Genomic DNA, 20,566 nt, shown 5'->3' with positions numbered 1-20,566 from the left:
TCCATCCTCGGAGGCCGCCTGCCCGCCCGACGCATGCTGACCGGCGGCGGGCCCCGTCTCCACACGCGTCAGTCGCTGGTCGAACACGCCGATCGTGGCGTCCAGCGCACCGAATGCATCGCCGATGTTGTAGTACTCGGCGCCCTGGATCCGGTAGGCCGGCACCGACAACGTGCCGAACGCGGTCACCGCCGCACCACCGCCGATGATCTGCGCGGCACTGTCGAGCGCGCCGTAGAGCTGTCCGCCGTGGATCGCATCGGTACTGCCGCTGGCGACGGTACCTGCCGAGAGATGGGTGATGCGCGTGCCGTCCTCGCCACGCAGCGTGACCACATCGCGGTCGTCGCTGTCGTAGCGCACGGCGTTCTCGGCGAGCTCGCCCAGCCCGTCGCTCACGTCCGACAACTGGGCGAGGTTCACCGCGTCGTAGGCCTCGGTGCCCGCCGCCACATGGGTGATCTGGCGGCGGATCGCCGACGTGCCCCGGACCGGATCCGCATCCCGGCCCACCGAGACCGCGCCGTCGCGTCGCGCCTCGGACAGCGCACCCAGCGCCACGCTGCCGCGCCCCGACGCGACGCTCGATGCACCCAGCGCGGTCGCCTGGAACTCCGTCGCCGCACTGCTCGCACCCAGCGCCGTGCTCTGGTTGCCGGTCACCCGCGCCGACGCACCCACCGCCGTACCGCTGTCGCCGCTGACCAGACTGCCCGCGCCGAACGCCGCGGCACGCCGAGCCTGAGCCTGCGCGTTCGCACCGACCGCCACGCTTTCAACCTCGAAGGCCAGCGCGTTGTAGCCCAGCGACGTCGCGTCGACATCCAGCGACGCCGCGCCGCTGCCCACGGCCGTGCTGCCTTGGCCCTCGGCCGCACTCGCCGAACCCAGCGCCGTCGCGTATGCGCCTTCCGCGCCCGCCTGGCCGCCCAGCGCCACGCTCTGCGCCGCCGTCGCCTGCGTGCCGTCGCCCAGCGCGACCGACGCCTCGCCGGAGGCCGTGGCCATCACGCCCGCCGCCAGACTGCGCGCACCGCTCGCCACGTTGTCCACGCCGACCGCCGTGGCCGACGCACCTTCCACCGCGTTGCCCGTGCCGAACGCATTGCCGTTTTCGGCGAAAACCGTATTGCCGTGGCCGAACGCGTTGCTGCCCGCACCGTCGGCCAGATTGAAATGGCCCACCGCACTGCTCTGCTCGCCGCTGGCGCTGTTGACGTAGCCCACCGCCGTGGCCGCATCGCCGCTGGCGTCGCTGGCCGCACCCAGCGCGGTGCCCTCACGCCCCGAAGCCGTCGCACCGGTGCCGACCGCCAGCGCACCGTCGCCGGCCGCCTGCGCATCGGGGCCGATCGCGATCGCGTCCTCGCCGCTGGCGCCGCTGTTGTCCGCATTGCCCTCGGTGGCCGAATTCACACTCACATAGCGCGTCCGGTTCTCCTCGATACGGTTGTCCAGGTCGGAGGTGGCCGCCCCCAGTTGCGCCACGTTGACCGCGTCGTTGTCTTCCTCGCCGGCCGCCACGTGGGTGATCTGACGATGAAGGGCGGGGGTGTCCTCGTCGGGATCCGCATCGCGGCCGACCGACACTGTGTTGGCTCGGCTGGCGACCGCATCCGCGCCCAGCGCGACGCTGCCCTCCGCGATGGCTTGCGAACCGAAGCCGAGCGCGACGGCGCCCTCGCCGCTCGCGGCACTGCCGTAACCCGACGCGAGTCCGGCTGAGGACGCTTCGGTGTACGCACCAACGGCCGTTCCGAGGTCACCTGCCCTGCTCTTGAATCCAGCCGCCAACGATTGCCGGCCACTCGCCTCCGCTTCATAACCGACCGCACTGGCGTAGGGCCCCAGGGCGGCCGCGCGTGCGCCGACCGAAAGACTGCCGACGCCGGATGCCTCACTTGCAGCGCCGAGTGCGACACTCTCGTCCGCGCTGGCGGCGGCGCCGTAACCGGCGGCCAGCGCGTTGTCGGCGAGTGCGAACGCACCGCTGCCGTAGGCCGACGCGCCGGTTCCGGTCGCCATCGCCGCATCGCCCGCCGCGGTCGCGTAGTCGCCCTCGACATACGCATCGACCGCTGCATCCTGATCGTCCGTATCGCCGGTCGCCTTGAAGTACCGCCCGGTCGCGTTGGCAGCAGCTTCGACGTCCGACAACTGCGCCAGATTCACCGCATCGGTATCTTCGGTGCCCGCCGCCACATGAGTGATCTGGCGATGGATCGCCTCATTGCTGCCCGCAGCATCCCGGCCCACCGACACCGTGTTGGCCCGACGTGCTTCCGACCGTGCGCCCAGCGCCACGCTCGACGCCGCCGACGCGTCCGCCAGGCTACCCAGCGCCGTACTGAACTCGCCACCGGCGCTTGCTTCGGCGCCGACGACCACCGCGCCCGCAGCGCTTGCGACAGCCTCCGACCCGATCGCGATACCGAAGAGATCCGTCGCCCTGCTTCGCGCGCCCACCGCGACCGACGACAACGTCGACGCCGACGCGGACATGCCCACCGCGGTCGCCTGTCGCGCGGCATGCGACTGCGCGCCCACCGCGGTGGCGAAAGCGTCGGCCGCATCGGCCTGCGCACCCACCGCGGTCGCATGTTCGCCACCGGCCGCCGCGTTGTAGCCCATGGCCGACGCATTGTCCGCCAACGCGAACGCGCCGCTGCCGTAGGCGCTCGCGCCCGTGCCGACCGCGGTGGCGGCCTCGCCCGCTGCGGTCGCGTACTCGCCTTCGACATAGGCACCCACGTCGTCCTCGGGTGCGCTCGCGCCGCCGGTGGCCTTGAACAGCCTGTCGGTGTTGTCGGCCACGGCCGAAACATCCGACAACTGGGCGAGGTTCACCGCGTCGTGGGCCTCGGTGCCCGCCGCCACATGGGTGATCTGGCGGCGGATCGCCGACGTGCCCCGGACCGGATCCGCATCCCGGCCCACCGAGACCGTGCCGTCGCGCCGCGCTTCGGACAGCGCGCCCAGCGCCACGCTGCCGCGCCCCGACGCGATGCTCGATACCCCCAGCGCGGTCGCCTGGAACTCCGTCGCCGCACTGCTCGCACCCAGCGCCGTGCTCTGGTTGCCGGTCACCCGCGCCGACGCACCCACCGCCGTACCGCTGTCGCCGCTGACCACACTGCCCGCGCCGAACGCCGCCGCGTTGCGCTCCTGCGCCTGGGCATCGAGACCCACCGCCACCGCGCCTGCCCCGAACGCCAGCGCGTTGTAACCCAACGACGTCGCACCGACGCCGAGCGAGGCGGCACCGCTGCCCACGGCCGTACTGCCCGCCTCCTGGGCCGCACTCGCCGAACCCAGCGCCGTCGCGTACGCGCCTTCCGCGCCCGCCTGGCCGCCCAGCGCCACGCTCTGCGCCGCCGTCGCCTGCGTGCCGTCGCCCAGCGCGATCGACGCCTCGCCGGAGGCCGTGGCCATCACGCCCGCCGCCAGACTGCGCGCACCGCTCGCCACGTTGTCCACGCCGACCGCCGTGGCCGACGCACCCTCCACCGCGTTGCCCGTGCCGAACGCATTGCCGTTGTCGGCGAACACCGTGTTGCCGTGGCCGAACGCGTTGCTGCCCGCGCCGTCGGCCAGATTGAAGTGGCCCACCGCGCTGCTCTGCTCGCCGCTGGCGCTGTTGACGTAGCCCACCGCCGTGGCCGCATCGCCGCTGGCGTCGCTGGCCGCACCCAGCGCCGTGGCCTCCGTCCCCGACGCCGTCGCCCCGGCTCCGATCGCCAGGGCACCGTCACCGGCGGCCTGCGCGTCCGGGCCGATCGCGATCGCGTCCTCGCCGCTGGCGCCGTCGTTGTCCGCGTTGCCCCGGGCGTCCGAGTTCACGCTCACGTAGCGCGTCCGGCTCGCGTCGAGCTGCTCGCCCAGCGCCGCCACACGCGTCTCGGTGGCATGCAACTGGCTGCCGTTCACCGCATCCGTGCTGTCGGCCGACACCGTGCCCGCAGCCAGATTCACGATGCGCCGGGTGGCCGCACCGCTCGTGCCGGGGCGCCCGCTGCCGACCGAAACGACATCGCGCTCGGTGGCCTGCGCCCCGTAGCCCAACGCGACGCTGCCCTCCGCGTCCGCGGTGACCTCTGCGTTGAAGCCGATCGCGATGGCGCCCTCGGACAGCGCATGCGCCGAGTAGCCCAGCGCGGTGCCGCGCGCGCCGGACACCCGGGTATTGGAACCCACCGCCGTCCCCGCCACGCCACTGGCCAGGGCGTTGGCGCCCAGCGCGGTGGCATTGGTCTGCTGCGCGCGCGCGTTGTGTCCGAAGGCCGTGGCGCTGACATGACTGGCCGATGCATTGACGCCGCAGGCGAACGCCCCCGCCGCGTCGGCGACGGCCTCGGCGCCCCCGCGCTGTTCGCAGATTCCACCGGCCGACACCGCGCCGGGCAACGCGGTGAGCACGACGGCGATCGCCGCCGCCAACCGCGCGCCCCGTCCCTTGCCCATCGACTTCGCGATCTCGGATGCCACGACGACGCCCCGCTGGGCGCTCCAGACTTTTCGATAAATGCGGTTCATCAACGACTCCTGGGAGATAGTTTCGATGGCGCCGGTCGGCGAATCGCGCCGGGCATCGGAGTGACGTGTCTTGTGCGGCTACAACGCGCGATCGCGTCCATGCGGGCGCAGGCCGGCCACCGCTGGCCGGGTCTGGTCCGTCGCCGGACATGTCGGGACGGACCAGGCGCCGGTCGGCGTCCTGCGATGTACGTGTGACGTGGCGCGACTTATCCGCCGCTGGGACGCGACGCCGATGCCAGGCACTGCCTGACCTTCAGCACCTCGGCATTGCTGATGTGACCGTCGTTGCGCAGCTCGAGCGCGTGGTCATTCATGCAGCGCTGGTAACCGGCCCTGCTGCCTCGCGCTGCCACCTCGCACACGTTCTGCTGGGCCATCAGGTTCGCCCCGGGGATGAAGCCGACATCGCGGATCACCGGAATCCCCGTATCGCATCCACCGAGGATGGCGGTGCCGTCACGGTTGACCGGCCACCCGAGGTCCTCGTACAGATCCAGCGTCACGTCGACGAAGATGTGCGACTGCAGCGTCGGCGTCTCGGCAGGTTCCATCAACGCATTCGGTGACATGTCCCTGTCGATATGGGAGAGCGTCGAGCCGCCCTCGAAGGCGGTGTTCACGTACAGACGCGTGCGACCGGCATCGTCCAGGCCGTAGTAGGCGTCGGGTTCCTCCTCGGTTCCGGCCACCATGACCGCCGCTTCGCCCGCCAGTCGCTCCCCGGTCGACCGGCTGACCGAAATCACCGGAATCGTGACCACGCCACCGCTCTCGCCCGGCCCCATCCCGCCGAACACCACATCGTCCGTATTGGCGATGATCACGGCGATCGCGCCGTACCGCTGTGCGTTGGCGGCCTTCAGACCGAATTCGCAATCGCCTCGGTCGATCAACGCGATGTTGCCCGCGATCGCCTCGGGATTGGCGATGCGCGGTGCCGGTGTACCGTCGATGTCCCCCCCTTCGCACGCGCGCGAGGTCCCCGTACCCGCATCCAGGACGCGCACCAGCGCGCCGGCCGGCATCGAGGCGATGTCAGTGTTGCCGAACGTCGCGATCGCCGTTTCGAAGCGCCCCGCCGCGCCTGCGGGAAAGTCGACCACGAGCGACACGCGGTTATCGGCGATCAATTGGGTGGCGGCATTGGTCAGCGGACCCGCCCACACGACATCACCCACGGTAGTCAAGGCTGTGCGCAACTGGGCGGTGCCAAGGTCGTTCACGCGGGTATCGAACTGGTTGGAACGCGCCATGTCGCCGTATCCTGTCTCGCTGAGCGAAATCGGTATACCCAGGAACGCACCCAGCCGATGCGCTACGCCGAGTCCGTGCCCGATCTCGTGCATGATCACATTCAGGAAATTCGGCCCGTCCTGCACGTTGTCGCCGTTCCCCTTCAGTCCGTAGAACCACTCGCGCTCGCCGCACGCCTCGGTGCCCAGATCCGAGTTGAAATTGGTGGTGATGTCGTTCGACCCGATTGCCAGATCCTCGCCCGCCAACGCATTCGCCATGGCCGCCGGATACTCCAGCCCTGGACGCGGCGCACCAGGAAAATCTTGGTGCCAGGTCACCGCGCCAGCCGAGCCGAGAACAGTGCGTTGACCGCACTCGAGCGGGCTGAAGGACGCCTGCACCCTGATGGGCTGCGGACTGGTGAGCAGGGCACCCCATAGATCCATGGCGTAACGCTGGGCGATCCGGCGTTGCTCGCCCAGCGTCCTGCCCGGGTTACCCCCGTCCGGTTTGACGGGTGTCGGATCGTTGAGACCTGCATCAGCCGGATCCATGTCGACCAGCTCGAAGCTGGATTGCGCGTGGGCGTTCGTGGCACAGGCCAGGGCCAAGGCCAAAGCCAGCGCAGAAACGGGCTGTTTCATCGTGAATTCCCTTGAGTCGTGAGTTTGAGTGCGGTGTTCGGTCGTGACGCACTGCAATCAGCGGTCGCGCGCCGCCGCATCGGGGTCGGGGTCGTGGTTGGCGCGCAGCCCCCCATCCGCATCGACCTGGCCGTAGGTCACGCCGATTTCCTCGAGCGACGTGAACCGGGTCGTGCCCTTGGACGACACTTGGGCCTCGTTGAGGGACTCCTCGACGGTCACAGGCATGGCGGCCAACGCACGATTCACCGGTGCGGCCCGCCGCCGCTGGTCTGCCGTGCGATGGGTACCGCGCTGCGCCGCCAGCGCCTCCACTTCCGCGGAACTCAACCTCCGGCGTTCGCCGGTCACCGCGTCGGTCGTCGTCAACGACTCCCCCATCACCGCCGCAAAGTCGGTGGGCTCGGTACGTGGCGTCTGCGCGAGCGCACCTGCCGACACACCCACAAGACACAACGTCGCACCCACGATCACGTGCGGTCGCAACAACCTGTCGATCAACGGATTCATCGATGTCACCTCGTTATCAGATGGGAACGCCTCGGCAGACCGGCTACGCCCGGGACGCTGGCGGGCATGCCGTCGGATCTGTCCCTCTGATAAACGTGAAAGCGCGACACCCCCCTACCGTTCCCGCTCCATTCAGGAAATTATTTCGGGTGCCGTGTGGCTGTCGGCACGCGCCCGAGGGCGCCCGTCGAAGGAGGACACCTCATCGAAAACCCGCCCTAGGGCCAGCCCCAGTGCCGAGGCCTGGCGGCGGACTCGATAATCGCGAGGTGCGCGCAGGCGCAAGCCGTCAGGAGTCCATCGATGTTCACGCCGTTCGACGCCGTCGCCCGTGCCCACCCACCCGTGCTGCCCGCCACGCCGGCCAACGGTCCTTCCGGCAACGATCCGTTCGCCGAGGGCAAGACGGCCGCGGACCGCCTGCTGGAGTTGGTGCCGACCGACATCCGCCATGGCGAGCCGGGCGAGCTGGAGTTTCTCGTCGCGGAGTTCTCCGGCGATGTCCAGGCATCGCTCGAACGCGCCGCGGAGGATCCCGCGTATGCCGCAGGCCTGGTCGAGCAGCTCGGGCCGGACGGGTTCTCCCGACTCACGGCCACGATCGATCGCACGCCGCTGCTGGACCGGCTGGGCGATGACGCGAACGGACAGACCGCCACCGAGTTGCTGTCCCTGCTCGGACAGACCCTGGGCGCCGCCACACGCATGCCCGGCGGCCCGGTGGACGCCGCGTTCGTCGCGCGGATCACCGAGCAGGACGGTTTCGTCACCGACGGCTCGCTCGATCCGGAACTCGCCGCGATCCTGCTCAACGAGGGCGACTACACGCCCGATACCGCCGCGCAGCTCGGCGGGCACGTGTTCCTCGAAGCCGATCCGCCCCGGGTCTACGACCAGCCCGACGGCTACATCGACACCAGCGCGCACCGCGCGCCGCTGCTCACGCCGAAGGCGCACAACGTCGAGTTCGACAACATCGGCGCCTGGGCGACCGCCACGCACGGGATCCTGCGCAACCAGGCCGCGGCCGAGGTCGTGGCGCTGCGCGACGGCGAAGGCAACCCCGTCGTCGCGGACCGCCTGCTCGACCCGAGCCTGACCGACGGCCAGGGCGCGATCATGAATCCGCTCACCACCGCCATCCTCGATACGCCACGCCACAACCTCGCCACCAACCCCACCGACGACGCGGCGCTGTCGGCCGTCGAGGCCCTGGTCCAGGCGACGGACACGCGCAATGGCGATGTCGGCGAATGGGCGCGCGAGCCGCTGGCCCAGCTGTACATGACCTACCCCGGCGAGATCCTCAACACCGGCGAAGGCCGCGACGCGTTCCCTGCCGCCACGCAGTCCCCGCTCGGCGAGCGACTCGCCCGCCTGCCCGTCGACCATGCGGGCGCCGGCGCCGACATGATCACCGCCGCGCTGGGTGCCGAGGGCACTCCGCCGCTACGTCGCGACCAGGTGCCCAGCGACCCGCTGATGCCCGGCACCGATCGCTACGACAGCTGGCAGGAAGCCATCTACGCCGCGACCGACGGCTACCGTGGCGAGGTCCAGGCCCACGGTCCGCCGGACGCCACCGACGTGCAGGGCACGGCGTACGTCAATGTCGAGGATCTCGCCGGCGAGATCGCCGATATCGATGCCGAACTCATCCAGGGCCAGTTCGGCGCGGATGCCATCCGCGCCGCGGATCTCGACGCCGACAACACCGCCCGTCAGGACGCCTTCAATGTCGCGACCGACTATCTGGCGCTGGGCCTCGGGTTCGGCGCGGGCGGCGCCACCCGGTCGGTGTTCGCCAACGCCTACAACGCGCACGCCGAGTCGCCGCTGCTCGACAAGCTGTGGCCCACCGACAACGCCTCCAAGGTCTTCCAGGCCAGCGTGCCGGAATTCGCGCAGGCGCTGGTCGCCGCCCAGACCATCCAGATCGTCGAGGCTTCCGCGCGCAGCGGCGCCCTGGCGCTGCCGGAATCGCTGCTCGACCCGGCGACCGGCGGCCTGCGGGCGCCGGGCTCGGCCGCGGACGGCGAGCAATTCGCGGCGGATGTGGTGGCCTTCATCGACGACCCGGCCAACGAGGCCCTGGCCAAGGCGATCGACGGTGCGGCCGCCGATCTCATGTCGCGCGTCAATGCGCTGGAGACGGGCGCCTACCGCGGCGGCGGCTGAGCCCGCTCGCGGTCCCCCGGCGCGTTGGCATCGGCATGGCCGGTACCGGCGGCTCTGTCCGACCCGCGACACGCAGGCCGTGGCACGGGCGGCACGGCAGCCTCGTCGATCCCGCTGGCGGTTTCGCGACCGACCGCGTAGAAGCGCCGGAGCGTCTCCATCGCCATCTGCTTGTCCTCGCTGGCCGCCAACGCGTTCACCACCTTGCGCAACGTCCCGTCCTGCACCCAGCGGGTGAAACGCACGTAGTTGGCATGCGACGCGCCGTAGCAGATCGGCAGGTGGTACCAGGAGGTCCGGTAGGTCGACACCCAGAGCACGGCGTCGAGGAAGCGTCTCGCGCCGTTCAACTTCTGTCTCGCCACCGAGGGATCGCCACGCAGCGTCCGGGCGATCGCGAACCATTCCTGATCGCTCAGTTCGAACTCGATATGCCTGCTTCTGCTCCGTCTCACGCGCCGCCGAATCGTCACACGCTCGCCTCCACCCGGGCCAGCCCCGAGCTTCAGCACGTACAACGTTCCAGCGGTGCGGCCCCCTACCGGACACCGGCAAGGCGAACCGTCCGGCGTTCAGCAAGCCGGACTCCCCCACCCGCGCCCGGCAACGCCGTCGCGGCGTTCCGCAGCGGCCAGCCGGACCGGGATGGGATGGTTATGGCGTTTCGGTCGCGCGCTCGAAGGTGATGATGCTGCGCGTCTCGCCCTTGTCGGCCCAGTTGGGCATCACCCGCCAGGGCGTGAGCACCTGCAGGCGGTCGCCTTCGAGCTTGAATTCGCGACGTTGCTCGGTGCCCACCCAGGCGGGATTCCAGGCCACGTCCACCGCGGTGATCCAGGTGTCGCCCTCGATCCGGTAACGGCCGGTGTAGGCGATCACGGTCTCCAGCAAACGCGCCTTCTCGCGCTCGCTCTCGCCGGCTTCGCGGCCTTCGCCCGTCAGCACGAACCACACCCGGCCCTCGGGCGCGAAGATGGTGTAGCCGGACGGATGATCGCCCATCGGCGGAAACGTCTCGCCCGTCGCTTGCACCTCGACCTCGTAGGACACCAGCCGCCATGTTCCGACGACCGGCGGTGCCGGCGTTGCCTGGGTCACCTCCGCACCTCCTGGGGTGGTCTGCGCACTGGCCGTGGCGCCGAAAGGCAGCAGCGCCGCCGCCAGAAACGGAACAACAAAACGCATGGAACGCATGTCGGACTCTCCGGAAGCGGGTTGCGCGCGATCGACGCACGGGCGGACGCATTGTGCCGGCAGCAGCGACCGCCGCCCGTGAACGCCGCATCGCGCTGTCTGCAGGCGCATACTCCGGCGGCCCGGCGGCAACGGCCGCCGGGCCAGACACCGAGGAGAATCCCGTGAGCAAGGGCTTGGACAAGAAAAAGGAACTGAAGAAGAAGCCGGCGAAGACGGCCAAGGAGAAGAAAGCCGAGAAGCGCGACAAGAAAACCGCCAAGGGGTTCGCGCCCGTCTGATGGCCTGCAGCGGTCGGCGCCGGTGCGGGCGCGCGGGTGATCGACGCACGGGCGATCCGCGCCCCCCGCCCGGCCACGCCGCGTGCCCGCGATGCCCGGCACTCCGCGCCGACGCCGGATCGTTACACTGCCCGCCCTCCCGTTGTTCCCGGCCGTGTCCATGTCCGATCCCGTTCGCCTGGCCAAACGCGTCGCCGCGCTGGTGCCGTGCTCGCGCAGCGAGGCGGAGCGCTACATCCAGGACGGCTGGGTCACGGTGGACGGGCGTGTCGTCGACCGTCCGCAGCATCCGGTCACGACCGAATCGATCGTGCTGCACCCCGACGCGCAACTGAAAGCCGTCGAGCCGGCGACGATGCTGCTGCACAAGCCGGAAGGTCTCGACGCCTTCGCGACCGCCGAGGCCACGGCACTCCTCGATGCGGCCACGCACTGGCCGGACGATGCGTCCGGCGTCCGCCTGCTCGACCGGCACTTCCACCATCTGACCCCGCTCGCCCCGCTCGAGCCCGACGCCAGCGGGCTGATCGTGCTGACCCAGGACGGCCGCGTCCGGCGACGGCTGACCGAGGACCTGGACGGCATCGAGCAGGAATTCCTGGTCGAGGTGCGCGGCGACCCCGGTCCCTACGGACTGGCCCGCCTCAATCGCGGGCTGTCGTACCGGGGCCGTGCGCTGCCGCCGTGCAAAGTGAGCTGGCAGAACGAAGTCCGCCTGCGGTTCGCGATCAAGGGCGTGGTGCCGGGCCAACTGCGCGAAATGTGCGCCCAGGTGGGGCTGGACGTCGTGGCGATCCGGCGCCTGCGCATCGGCCGGATCGGACTGGCGAAAATGCCCGTCGGCCTATGGCGCTATCTTCCGGCCACAGAACGCTTCTGAGCCGGGTGCGCATGGCGGCCCTGCACCTGGCACGCGTTCGGCGCCTACACTCGTCGTCCCGGCGCATCCCGCCGCCCGTGCCCTATCAGCGATCCACGTGAAGACACCCGAAAGCCTGCTGACCCTGATCGACGAAGGCGTCATCGACGAAGTCCTGCGCCCCCTCAAGAGCGGCAAGGAGGCCGCGGTGTACGTGGTCCGCGCGGGCGACGACGTGCGCTGTGCCAAGGTCTACAAGGACATGGCGCACCGCAGCTTCCAGAAGCGCGCGCAGTACCAGGAGGGCCGCAAGTCGCGCGGCAGCCGGGAAAGCCGCGCGGTGAACGCCGGCAGCCGGTACGGCCGCCGCCAGCAGGAAGCCGAATGGAAGAATGCCGAGGTCGATGCGCTGTACCAGCTGCGCGACGCCGGCGTGCGCGTGCCCGAGCCCTACGGCTTCTTCCACGGCGTGCTGGTGATGGAGCTGGTGACCGACGCCGAGGGCTTCTCCGCACCGCGCCTGGGCGAGGTGGAGCTCGACCCCGGTCAGGCGCGCGAATTCCACGCCGTGCTGGTGCGCCAGGTCGTGCGCATGCTGTGCTGCGGCCTCATCCACGGCGACCTGTCGCCCTACAACGTGCTGGTCGGTCCCGACGGCCCGGTGGTGATCGATTTCCCCCAGGTGGTCAGCGCATCGGGCAACAACGCCGCGCGGACCATGCTGCTGCGCGACGTCAACAATCTGACCGCCAACCTCGGCCGCTGGGCCCCGGAACTGCTCGACACCTGGTACGGCGAGGAAATGTGGGCGTTGTACGAAACCGGCGACCTGCAACCGGACACCGTGCTCACCGGCCGGTTCACGCCCGACGCCCACGAGGTGGATCTCGACAGCGTGCGCGATGCGATCGAGGATGCGCGCCAGCTCGCCCTGATCCGCCAGCAGGGCCGCGAGGCGCAGGACGAAGACGACCACTAGGGCGATGCGCCCATCCCAGGAGCTGCTGCCATGACACTCCCATTGCGATGCGCCTGCGGCCAGGTGGAGGGCTCGGTGACCCCGTCCGCCGCCTACACCCGGGCCACCTGCTATTGCCGCGACTGCCAGGCGTTCGCCCGCTTTCTCGCCCGCGACGGCATCACCGACGCCCACGGAGGCACCGACATCGTGCCGATGGCGCCCTCGGGCGTCCGCATCGCGCGCGGCCACGAGCGGATCGAATGCATGTCCATGAGCGACCGCGGTCCACTGCGCTGGTTCGCGGCCTGTTGCCGGACCCCGCTGGGCAACACCGCGCGCACGCCGCATCCGTTCTTCCTCGGCCTGATCACGACCTGCCTGGATGCCAGCGGGCCGGACCTGGAGGCCGTCTACGGACGCCGGGGGCGGATCGCGTTGTTCCGGAAACAGGCGCGCGGGCCGGTCGCCGCGACACCGGTCCGGTACGCGGCAGGCGCTTCGAGCATCGTCGCGCACCTGCTGGCGGCACGCCTGCGCGGTCGCCCGCGCTCGCCGTTCTTCGATGCGGACGGCCGGCCGATCCGCACGCCGCATGTGCTGAGCCGGGACGAACGCGCGCGGTTGAACGCATCCGAAGACCACGGCAGCGCGCAAGCGTAGGCCGCGAACCAAACGCCCGCCATCCGTCGTTTTTCGGGACAATGGCGTCCCGCAATGCCCCGCCCCGGGCCTGCCACGCCGGATTCCCCATGCGGACCTTCGTACTCAGAGCACGCGCCGCCCCCACCGACAGCCAGGCGCTGCTGGCCGCCGTCGGCCAGGACGCGCACACCGAGATCCTCGCGCACACGCTGATGAATGCGATCTTCGTGGCGCAGGCGCACCGTGCGGACGTGGTGGTGTATCTGGTGCTGGAAAGCACCCGTGACTATTCGCGCACCATCCGCTTCGAGGCCAACGCCATGCGCGACATCGGCGGCTTCGACGAGCGCACCCTGCTGGGCAAGATCGCTGGGGCGCTGGATGCCTCGCGCGGCATGGGCAAGGACGAGGAACGTCCGGTGGCCCCCGGGGTCTCCGTGCGCACCACCAGCTTCGAGCGGCTGGTGCAGGCGCTGGCGGTCGATCATCAGTTGTTCCTGATGGACCGCAAGGGAACGCCCATCGGCCGGCAGGCGTTCGACGGCAATCCGTGCTTCCTGCTGACGGACCACATCCCGATGCCGAAGAAGACCATCCCCGGCCTCGAACGCCTGGGCGCGAAGAAGATCGCCCTCGGCCCGACGATGCTGTTCGCCTCGCAATGCGTGGTGTTGATCCACCACGCACTCGACCAGGCCGGGGGCGGCGGACATTAGCGCGCAGCGCCCCGCCGCCACACCCACCCTGCACCCGCGCAACCGGCACCAGGGACGCTACGACTTCGCACGTCTGATCGAAGCCAGTCCGGCACTGGCCGCACATCGCGTCACCACGCCGCGCGGCGAGACCAGCATCGACTTCGGCGACCCCGCCGCGGTACGCGAGCTCAATCGCGCGATCCTGCGCAGCGACTACGGCATCGTCCATTGGGACCTGCCGGAGGCGCGCTGTGCCCGCCGATTCCCGGCCGCGCCGACTACCTGCACGGACTGGCCGACCTGCTCGCCGGCAGCAGCCGGGGCGACGGCGCCATCCCGCGCGGCGCGGCGGTGCGCGTGCTCGATATCGGGGTCGGCGCCAACTGCATCTATCCCCTGCTCGGCCATGCCGAATACAGTTGGCACTTCGTCGGCAGCGATGTCGAGACGACGTCCATCCAGGTCGCCACCGCCATCGTCCGCGCCAACGGGCTGGAAAAGGCGATCGCGCTGCGCCTGCAACCCCGCCGCGACCGGATCTTCCATGGCGTGGTGCGCCCCGGCGAGCGCTTCGACCTCACCCTGTGCAATCCGCCGTTCCATGCCTCCGCCCATGACGCGAGCGGCGCCCACCAGCACAAGCTGCGCAAGCTCGGGCGGAAGGGCCCAGCCGCACCCGCGCGCGGCACCACCCGGGCACTGAACTTCGGCGGCCACGCCCACGAGCTCTGGTGCCCCGGCGGCGAGGCGGCATTCCTGCACCGCATGGTCCTTGAGAGCGCGGACATCCGCACTCAGGTGCGCTGGTTCTCGAGCCTCGTCTCGCGCGCCGAACACCTGCCCGCCCTGCGCAGGCAACTGCATCAGGTCGGCGCCACGGAGGTGCACGAGGTGCCCATGGCACAGGGCAGCAAGCAGAGCCGTTTCATCGCCTGGCGTTTCCACGACGCGCCAGCCCACCGCGTCTGACGGCAGCGACGGCGTAGCTCCACGTCCTTGCCGCCCCCGCGGCATCGCCATGCCGCACCACGGCAACACGCGGAGACGCCGCACTGAGCCCGCGAACCGGCATCCATCTCGTCGCCGGACCGCGATCGCACAGCGTGTCGCCGTGGCGCCTGCGCCGCCCCTGGATCGAACGCCCCACCACTGTCGGTTTCTGCATCAGCGACGTGCGCACATTGGTCGACCTGCACGTCCGCGCGATGACGCATCCTGCGGCGGCGGACCCGCGCTTCGTCGGCGCAGGCGATTCCGTGTAGCTCGCCGAGATCGCCGAGGCGTCCTGGAGACCCTGATCGACCAGGCCCTGCACATCACCCGCCAGCGCGCTCGCCGGTCACAGGCCCAGGCGCTACGCGAGCGGGTGGCCACGCCTACACTGGCGCGATGCGAAGCCGAACGGATACGCCCCGACCCGATCAAGGCGCGCGCCACGCGAGCGCACCCGTCGCGCCCGACGACCGTGCCCTGCTGCGCGGCATCCTCGTGCACGACATGCGGCGGGATCTGCGTCGGCATCTACGCCCCATGCTCGCCTGGTACCTGTTGTTCACCGGCTTCGCCACCATGGCCGCCGCGCCGCTGACGACCTGGTCGCTCGCGGCACTGTTGCACTGGATCGAGCGACCGCTCGCAGGCGAGTTCGACGGACCGGCCGGGCTGTTGTTGGCACTGGCGTGGCTCGCGCTGGCCGGCGCCTTCGCCTGGTTCGTGGTGATGCTGCAACAGACCGGGATGCTGCTGGTCTCGTCCAGCCTCGGGTGCCGCTACCGGACCGCCGCCGCGGCGCTGGCCGGCATGTTGCGACGCGCAGGGCCGCTGGCCGTGCTCGCGGCCTTGCAGGTGCTCGCCCACGCCGTGCTCGCCCTGCCCTGGCTCGCCGTCGGCGGCGCGCTCTATGTCGGGCTGCTGGGCGACTTCGATCCCTACTACGTGGTGTCCGCTCGACCGACCGCGCTGTGGTGGTTCCTCGGCACGTTCGCGCCGGTGCTGGCACTCGGCCTGTTCCTGCACGCGACGCTCTATTTCCGCTGGCTGTTCGCCACCGCCGCGCTGGTGCTGGAAGGCCTCCGCCCGGTCGCCGCGCTCAGGCGCAGCCGCACGCTCACCCGCGGGCGCCACCTGCGCATCGCGGTGCTGGTCGTCGGCCTCGCCCTGGGCGTCGCGGCGATGCCGCTGCTGGTGACCGAACTGTACGACCGGGCGGCGACGCCGCTGCTGGACGGCCTGCCGGCGCACCGCGCACTGGTCAACGCCGGCATGGTGGTCTACCTCACCCTCTATGCCGCCACGGTGCTCGGCATGCTCTTTCTCGGCACCACCCTGAACGCGCTGCTGGTCCGTGCCCTGTTCCACCGCCTCGGCGGCGTTCGCGGCAGCGACGCGATCGAGGCCGCACCGCGCCGGCCGGGTCGTTACGTCTGGGGTGCCGAAGCCGCGTTTCTCGCCCTCGCCCTGGCGCAGGCCGCACTCGCCGTGATCAGCATGAACCTGCGCAGCGAGGTCACCGTCACGGCGCATCGCGGCGCATCGACCGTGGCGCCGGAAAACACGCTCGCCGCTTTCCAGGCCGCCATCGACGCAGGCGCCGATGCCATCGAGTTCGACGTTCGGCTCAGTGCGGACGGCGCCGTGGTCGTCTTCCACGACAGCGATTTCCGGCGGATCGCCGGCGATCCGCGAGCGGTGGTGGACACGCCGCTCGCAGCCATGCGCGATGTCGACGTGGGCAGCTGGTTCGGCCCGGCGTTTTCCGGCGAACGCATCGCGACCCTCGCCGAAGCACTGGCCTTCATCGACGGACGCGCGCAAGCGCTGGTGGAGCTCAAGCCCGATCCGCACAACGCCTCGGCGCTGCTGGCCGCAGTGCTGGCGGATGTCGAGCGCGGCGGCCACGGCGCGGACGTCATCCTCGCCTCGCTCTCTCCCGACCTGGTCCGCGCCGCCCGCACCGCCGCACCGGACGCGCAGCTGGCCCTGTTCGCCAATGCCGCACTGCCGGGCACGGCACGCCGGACCGACTTCGACATGCTGGGCCTCAACCACCTGCAGGCGGACGTACGCGCGGTCGCCGACGCCCGCCGTCGCGGCTATCGCCTGCAGGTCTGGACCGTCAACGACCCGACGCGCATGGCGCGCTACATGGACCTCGGTGTCGACGACATCAGCACTGACGTCCCGGCCGATGCCGTCCGCGTGCGCGACGAGCGCACGGCGTTGACCGATGTCGAGCGGCTGCTGGTGCGGCTGCACAGTTGGTTCCGGCGCTGAGGCATCCGGAGCGGATCGACGCCCGGGGCAACGCCACCACGCTCGTCCTCGGACGGACGGCCCGCCTGCAAGGACACATGAACGCCCGGGCCCGGCCTGCATGGCAGAATCGCGGACCGCACCGGAGACCGCCTTGCACCTGCCCGCCGACAAACTGCCCGCCCACACCGAACGCCGGCGGCTGGCCTCGCTGCATGCCTACGGCATCCTCGACACTCCGGTCGAAGCGGTCTTCGAGGACATCACTCGGATCGCCTCGGCTGTCTGCCAGACCCCCATCTCGGTGGTCAATCTGGTCGATGCCGAACGGCAGTGGTTCAAGTCCGAGATCGGGCTGGGCGTGCGCGAGACGCCGCTCGACACCTCCATCTGCGCCCACGCCATTCTGGAACACGATTTCCTCGAGGTTCCCGACACCACGCAGGATGCGCGCTTCGCCGCCAATCCGCTGGTGACCGGCGAACCGGGGCTGCGCTTCTACGCCGGTGCCCTGCTCAAGACGCCCGATGGCCTGCCGCTGGGCACCGTGTGCGTGCTCGACACCCAACCGCGCACCCTCGACCCGCAGCAGATCGACACGCTGCGTGCGCTGGCCCGCCAGGTGATGGCGCAACTGGAACTGCGTCGCCTGCTGGCCGAAGCGCATGCGGTGAGCGAACACCGCGCGCGCGTGCTGGCCAGCGCGGGGCACGACCTCAAGACCCCGCTGCGCGCGGCGCTGTATGCCATCAACCGCGCGCGCACCGATGCCAGCCCGGAGCAGCTGGAACGGCTGGACACCGCCGAGCACGAACTCGCCGCCATCCACCGGACCTTCGGCGACCTGGTCGCCTCGGCCACCGGCCGCGGCGGCTTCGTGCCGCCGTCGCTCGCCGAAGTGGACGTGGTGCCGGTGGTCGAGCAGGTCGCGGCCTCGTGGCGCCGCGCGGCCGGGCGCAAGCGCATCGACCTGCAGGTGCGCATCGACGCCGCCCCCTGCACCGCGCGCACCGAGCCGCATCTACTCGAGACCCTGCTCGGCAACCTGATCTCCAACGCGGTGAAGTACACGCCCGAGGACGGCCGGGTGGACATCAGCTGCGACCAGGCCGACGGTCGCACCGCGATCGTGGTGGCCGATACCGGCGTGGGCATGGACCCCGCGCACGTGGAAGGCTACTTCGACGCCTTCGCCCAGGGCGACGCGCGCACCGACGGCCTGGGCATCGGCCTGTGGATCGTGCGCCAGACCGCGCAGGCGCTGGGGGCCGACATCGACGTGGTCTCGGCGCTGGGCGAAGGCACGCGCGTGACCGTGCGATTGCCGGACGCCTGAGCGCGCATCGCATCGACGTGTGAGGCGGCCTCGCACACGGCCGGGTCAGCCCGCCGGGAACATCCGGTCGAGCCGGATCGGCAGGTCCCGGTGGCGCTGGCCGGTGGCGTGGAAGATCGCGTTCGCCACCGCGGCCGCCACCCCCACCATCACCACCTCGCCCAGTCCCTTCGCCCCCGCACCGTTGATCAGTGGATCGGGCGCGCCCACGAAGCCGACCTCGATGTCGCCGATGTCGGCGTTGACCGCGGTGACGTATTCCTCGAGGCTCGCATTGAGGAAACCGCCGAACCTCGGATCGCTTTCGCTCACCTCGTGCAGCGTGCCGCCGATGCCCCAGACCACGCCGCCCCGGACCTGGCTCTCGGCCGTCACCGGGCTGACCGTCGCCCCGCAGTCGGCGATGCTGACCACGCGGGGCACGCGGATCCGGCGCGTGGACGGTTCGACATGCACCTCGACGAAGTGCGCGATCGAGCTCATCGTGACGAACTCGGGATACGCCGGGCCGACGACGGCCACCTGGCCGGTCTCGAGCCGCTTCAGCGCCTCTTCCGGCTGACCGGGCGCGCGGCTGCGAACGTCCACGCGGACGTGCTGGCGGCCCTGCCGGCGCAGGGCCTCGAGCACGTCCCGGGGAGACACGCCCAGCTGCTCGCCCAGCGCGTCCACCGCGGTCCCCGCCGCACGCAGCGCGGTCGCGGTACCCCATGAGCCGGCGGTCAGATGCTGGACGATGCGCCCCGGTTCGCCGACCGAGATCGCGATCCGGTCCGGCGCGATCCCCAGACGCTCGGCAAGATAATTGGCGACCGTCGAGCGGATGCCCTGGCCCATCTCGTGTCCGGTGACGGCGATCGTCGCGGCACCGTCCGCGGTCACCTCCAGCACCGCGCCGGCGGCGGCCGTCGCGCCCTTGTACATGCCGATGGCCACGCCCATGCCGAGCAGATCGCCGGACGGGGTCCGCATGGAGCCGGGCGCCGGCGTCCGGCGCGCCCAGCCGAAGCGTCGCGCCCCCTCCTCCAGGGTCTGGCGGACGTGCCGGGACGAGAACGGGCGGCCGGTCAGCGGATCCGCATCGGCGTCGTTGGCCAGACGCAACTGCACGGGATCGAGGCCGAGCTGCTGGGCCAGTTCGTCGACGGCGCTCTCGTAGGCGAACGCTCCGGTGTGCTCGTAGGGTGCACGCATGTAGCCGGGCGTCTGCACGTCGGTGCGCACCAGCCGCTCGCGCCCGCGAAAATTCTCGATGCCGTAGAACCGGGCCGTCACATCCGTGTAGACGCCGGGGAACAGATCGTGACGCGACGTCTGCTGGTCCACCTCGTGGATCGCCGCGGTGATCCTGCCCCCGGGCGTGGCGCCCAGCCGCACCCGATGCCGCGACGCCGGGCGGAAGCTCGCGCAATGGAACGTCTGCATGCGCGACACCACCAGCTTGACCGGCCGCCCGCTCGCACGCGCCGCCACCGCCGCCAGTACGGTCTGTCCCTGCAACGAATTCTTCTGGCCGAAGCCGCCGCCGACCTGCGGCGACACCACCACCACCTTGTCCGCCGGCATGCCGAGCTGGCGGGCGACGCCGTGCTGGATGCCGCTGCTGTTCTGGGTGCCTTCGTGGATGACGAGCGTGTCGCCCCGCCATTCGGCCACCGTGGCGATCAACTCCATCGGGTTCTGGTGCTGCGCCGGCCCGGTATAGCGGCCATCCACCTTGATCTCGGCCGCCGCGTAGGCGGCATCGGCATCGCCGACCGCTCGATCGGCGAACATCGCCTGGGGCAGCGGCGACCCTTGCTGCGCGACGATATCGGTCTCCGGCGCCTCGTCCATGTCGGTGTGGAACCCGACGGCCGCGTACTCGGCGCGGACCGCATGCGCGCCGGCCGTGGCCGCCTCCAGCGTCTCGGCCAGCACCAGCGCGACCGGCTGGCCACGGAAGGCGATCTCGGTGCCCAGCATCGGCTGCACGCTCTGCACGCCGTAGCCGCCCCCCAGCACGAACCCGGGCGGTTCCACACCGCTCATGTCGGCATGCGTGAGCACGTGCCGGACCCCCGGCATCGCGAGCGCGGCATCGGCATCGAGCGAGACCAGCCGTCCGCGGCCGATGGTGGCGTTGACCGTGACCGCGTGCAGCATGCCGGCGGCGATCCGGTCGGCCGCATAGATCGGCCGACCGCGCACTTTGTCTTCGGCATCGACGCGGCGCGTCCTGGGATAGTGCGTCTGCATG

General features: G+C 70.8%; 13 protein-coding genes and 1 pseudogene. 8 read left to right on the top strand and 6 right to left on the bottom strand.

Going from position 1 to position 20,566, the window contains the following annotated elements:
• Positions 1-201 precede the first annotated feature (201 nt).
• The 3 genes and pseudogenes from RG19_RS05980 to RG19_RS05970 all read right to left on the bottom strand — a co-directional run.
• Positions 202-4,533, bottom strand: a pseudogene (locus RG19_RS05980) (ESPR-type extended signal peptide-containing protein); the annotation flags it as partial.
• A 209-nt stretch (positions 4,534-4,742) separates the two neighbouring features.
• The gene (locus tag RG19_RS05975; protein ID WP_082672511.1) at positions 4,743-6,416 is read right to left on the bottom strand and encodes a PA domain-containing protein; all 1,674 of its coding nucleotides are present in this window, start codon (positions 6,414-6,416) and stop codon (positions 4,743-4,745) included.
• A gap of 57 nt (positions 6,417-6,473) precedes the next feature.
• Positions 6,474-6,926 (bottom strand): hypothetical protein, encoded by a 453-nt coding sequence (locus RG19_RS05970; protein ID WP_058834472.1) that lies wholly within the window; start codon positions 6,924-6,926, stop codon positions 6,474-6,476.
• A 303-nt stretch (positions 6,927-7,229) separates the two neighbouring features.
• Here RG19_RS05970 and RG19_RS05965 point away from each other — a divergent pair, with 303 nt between their 5' ends.
• Complete coding sequence (locus tag RG19_RS05965; protein WP_058834471.1) at positions 7,230-9,104, top strand: hypothetical protein; 1,875 nt, start codon at positions 7,230-7,232, stop codon at positions 9,102-9,104.
• Here the strand turns inward: RG19_RS05965 and RG19_RS05960 are convergent.
• Positions 9,086-9,559 carry a transposase gene (locus RG19_RS05960; RefSeq protein ID WP_058834470.1) on the bottom strand — a complete coding sequence of 158 codons (474 nt, stop codon included), beginning with the start codon at positions 9,557-9,559 and terminating at the stop codon, positions 9,086-9,088. The two genes, RG19_RS05965 and RG19_RS05960, sit on opposite strands and share 19 nt — an antisense overlap.
• Positions 9,560-9,758: 199 nt before the next feature.
• A complete protein-coding gene (locus RG19_RS05955; protein ID WP_238376594.1) occupies positions 9,759-10,298 on the bottom strand; it encodes a lipocalin-like domain-containing protein in 540 nt (179 codons plus the stop codon).
• Positions 10,299-10,739: 441 nt separating this feature from the next.
• On the opposite strand from RG19_RS05955, the gene RG19_RS05950 reads away from it, so the two are divergent.
• From RG19_RS05950 to RG19_RS05920, 7 genes are all read left to right on the top strand, one after another.
• Positions 10,740-11,459: an rRNA pseudouridine synthase gene (locus tag RG19_RS05950; RefSeq protein ID WP_058834469.1), complete on the top strand. Its 720-nt coding sequence runs from the start codon at positions 10,740-10,742 to the stop codon at positions 11,457-11,459.
• A gap of 97 nt (positions 11,460-11,556) precedes the next feature.
• Positions 11,557-12,417 carry a PA4780 family RIO1-like protein kinase gene (locus RG19_RS05945; RefSeq protein ID WP_058834468.1) on the top strand — a complete coding sequence of 287 codons (861 nt, stop codon included), beginning with the start codon at positions 11,557-11,559 and terminating at the stop codon, positions 12,415-12,417.
• A 30-nt stretch (positions 12,418-12,447) separates the two neighbouring features.
• On the top strand, positions 12,448-13,059 hold the full coding sequence (locus RG19_RS05940; protein ID WP_157515183.1) for a DUF6151 family protein: 612 nt from the start codon (positions 12,448-12,450) through the stop codon (positions 13,057-13,059).
• Between the two features lie 89 nt (positions 13,060-13,148).
• Entirely contained in the window at positions 13,149-13,757 is a 609-nt protein-coding gene (gene trmY / locus RG19_RS05935) for a tRNA (pseudouridine(54)-N(1))-methyltransferase TrmY (protein ID WP_058834466.1), read from the top strand.
• A gap of 210 nt (positions 13,758-13,967) precedes the next feature.
• Positions 13,968-14,708, top strand: a complete 741-nt coding sequence (gene rlmF / locus RG19_RS05930) for a 23S rRNA (adenine(1618)-N(6))-methyltransferase RlmF (RefSeq protein WP_202905322.1) — start codon at positions 13,968-13,970, stop codon at positions 14,706-14,708.
• Between the two features lie 420 nt (positions 14,709-15,128).
• Entirely contained in the window at positions 15,129-17,012 is a 1,884-nt protein-coding gene (locus RG19_RS05925) for a glycerophosphodiester phosphodiesterase family protein (protein WP_082672509.1), read from the top strand.
• Positions 17,013-17,145: 133 nt separating this feature from the next.
• Complete coding sequence (locus RG19_RS05920) at positions 17,146-18,327, top strand: GAF domain-containing sensor histidine kinase (RefSeq protein ID WP_058836444.1); 1,182 nt, start codon at positions 17,146-17,148, stop codon at positions 18,325-18,327.
• 45 nt (positions 18,328-18,372) lie between these two features.
• Here the strand turns inward: RG19_RS05920 and RG19_RS05915 are convergent, their stop codons facing one another.
• Positions 18,373-20,565 (bottom strand): xanthine dehydrogenase family protein molybdopterin-binding subunit, encoded by a 2,193-nt coding sequence (locus RG19_RS05915; protein ID WP_058834464.1) that lies wholly within the window; start codon positions 20,563-20,565, stop codon positions 18,373-18,375.
• Position 20,566 lies beyond the last annotated feature (1 nt).

This window comes from Luteimonas abyssi, assembly GCF_001482195.1.
Lineage (GTDB): Bacteria > Pseudomonadota > Gammaproteobacteria > Xanthomonadales > Xanthomonadaceae > Luteimonas > Luteimonas abyssi.
This window is presented reverse-complemented; position numbering and strand designations above follow the sequence as displayed.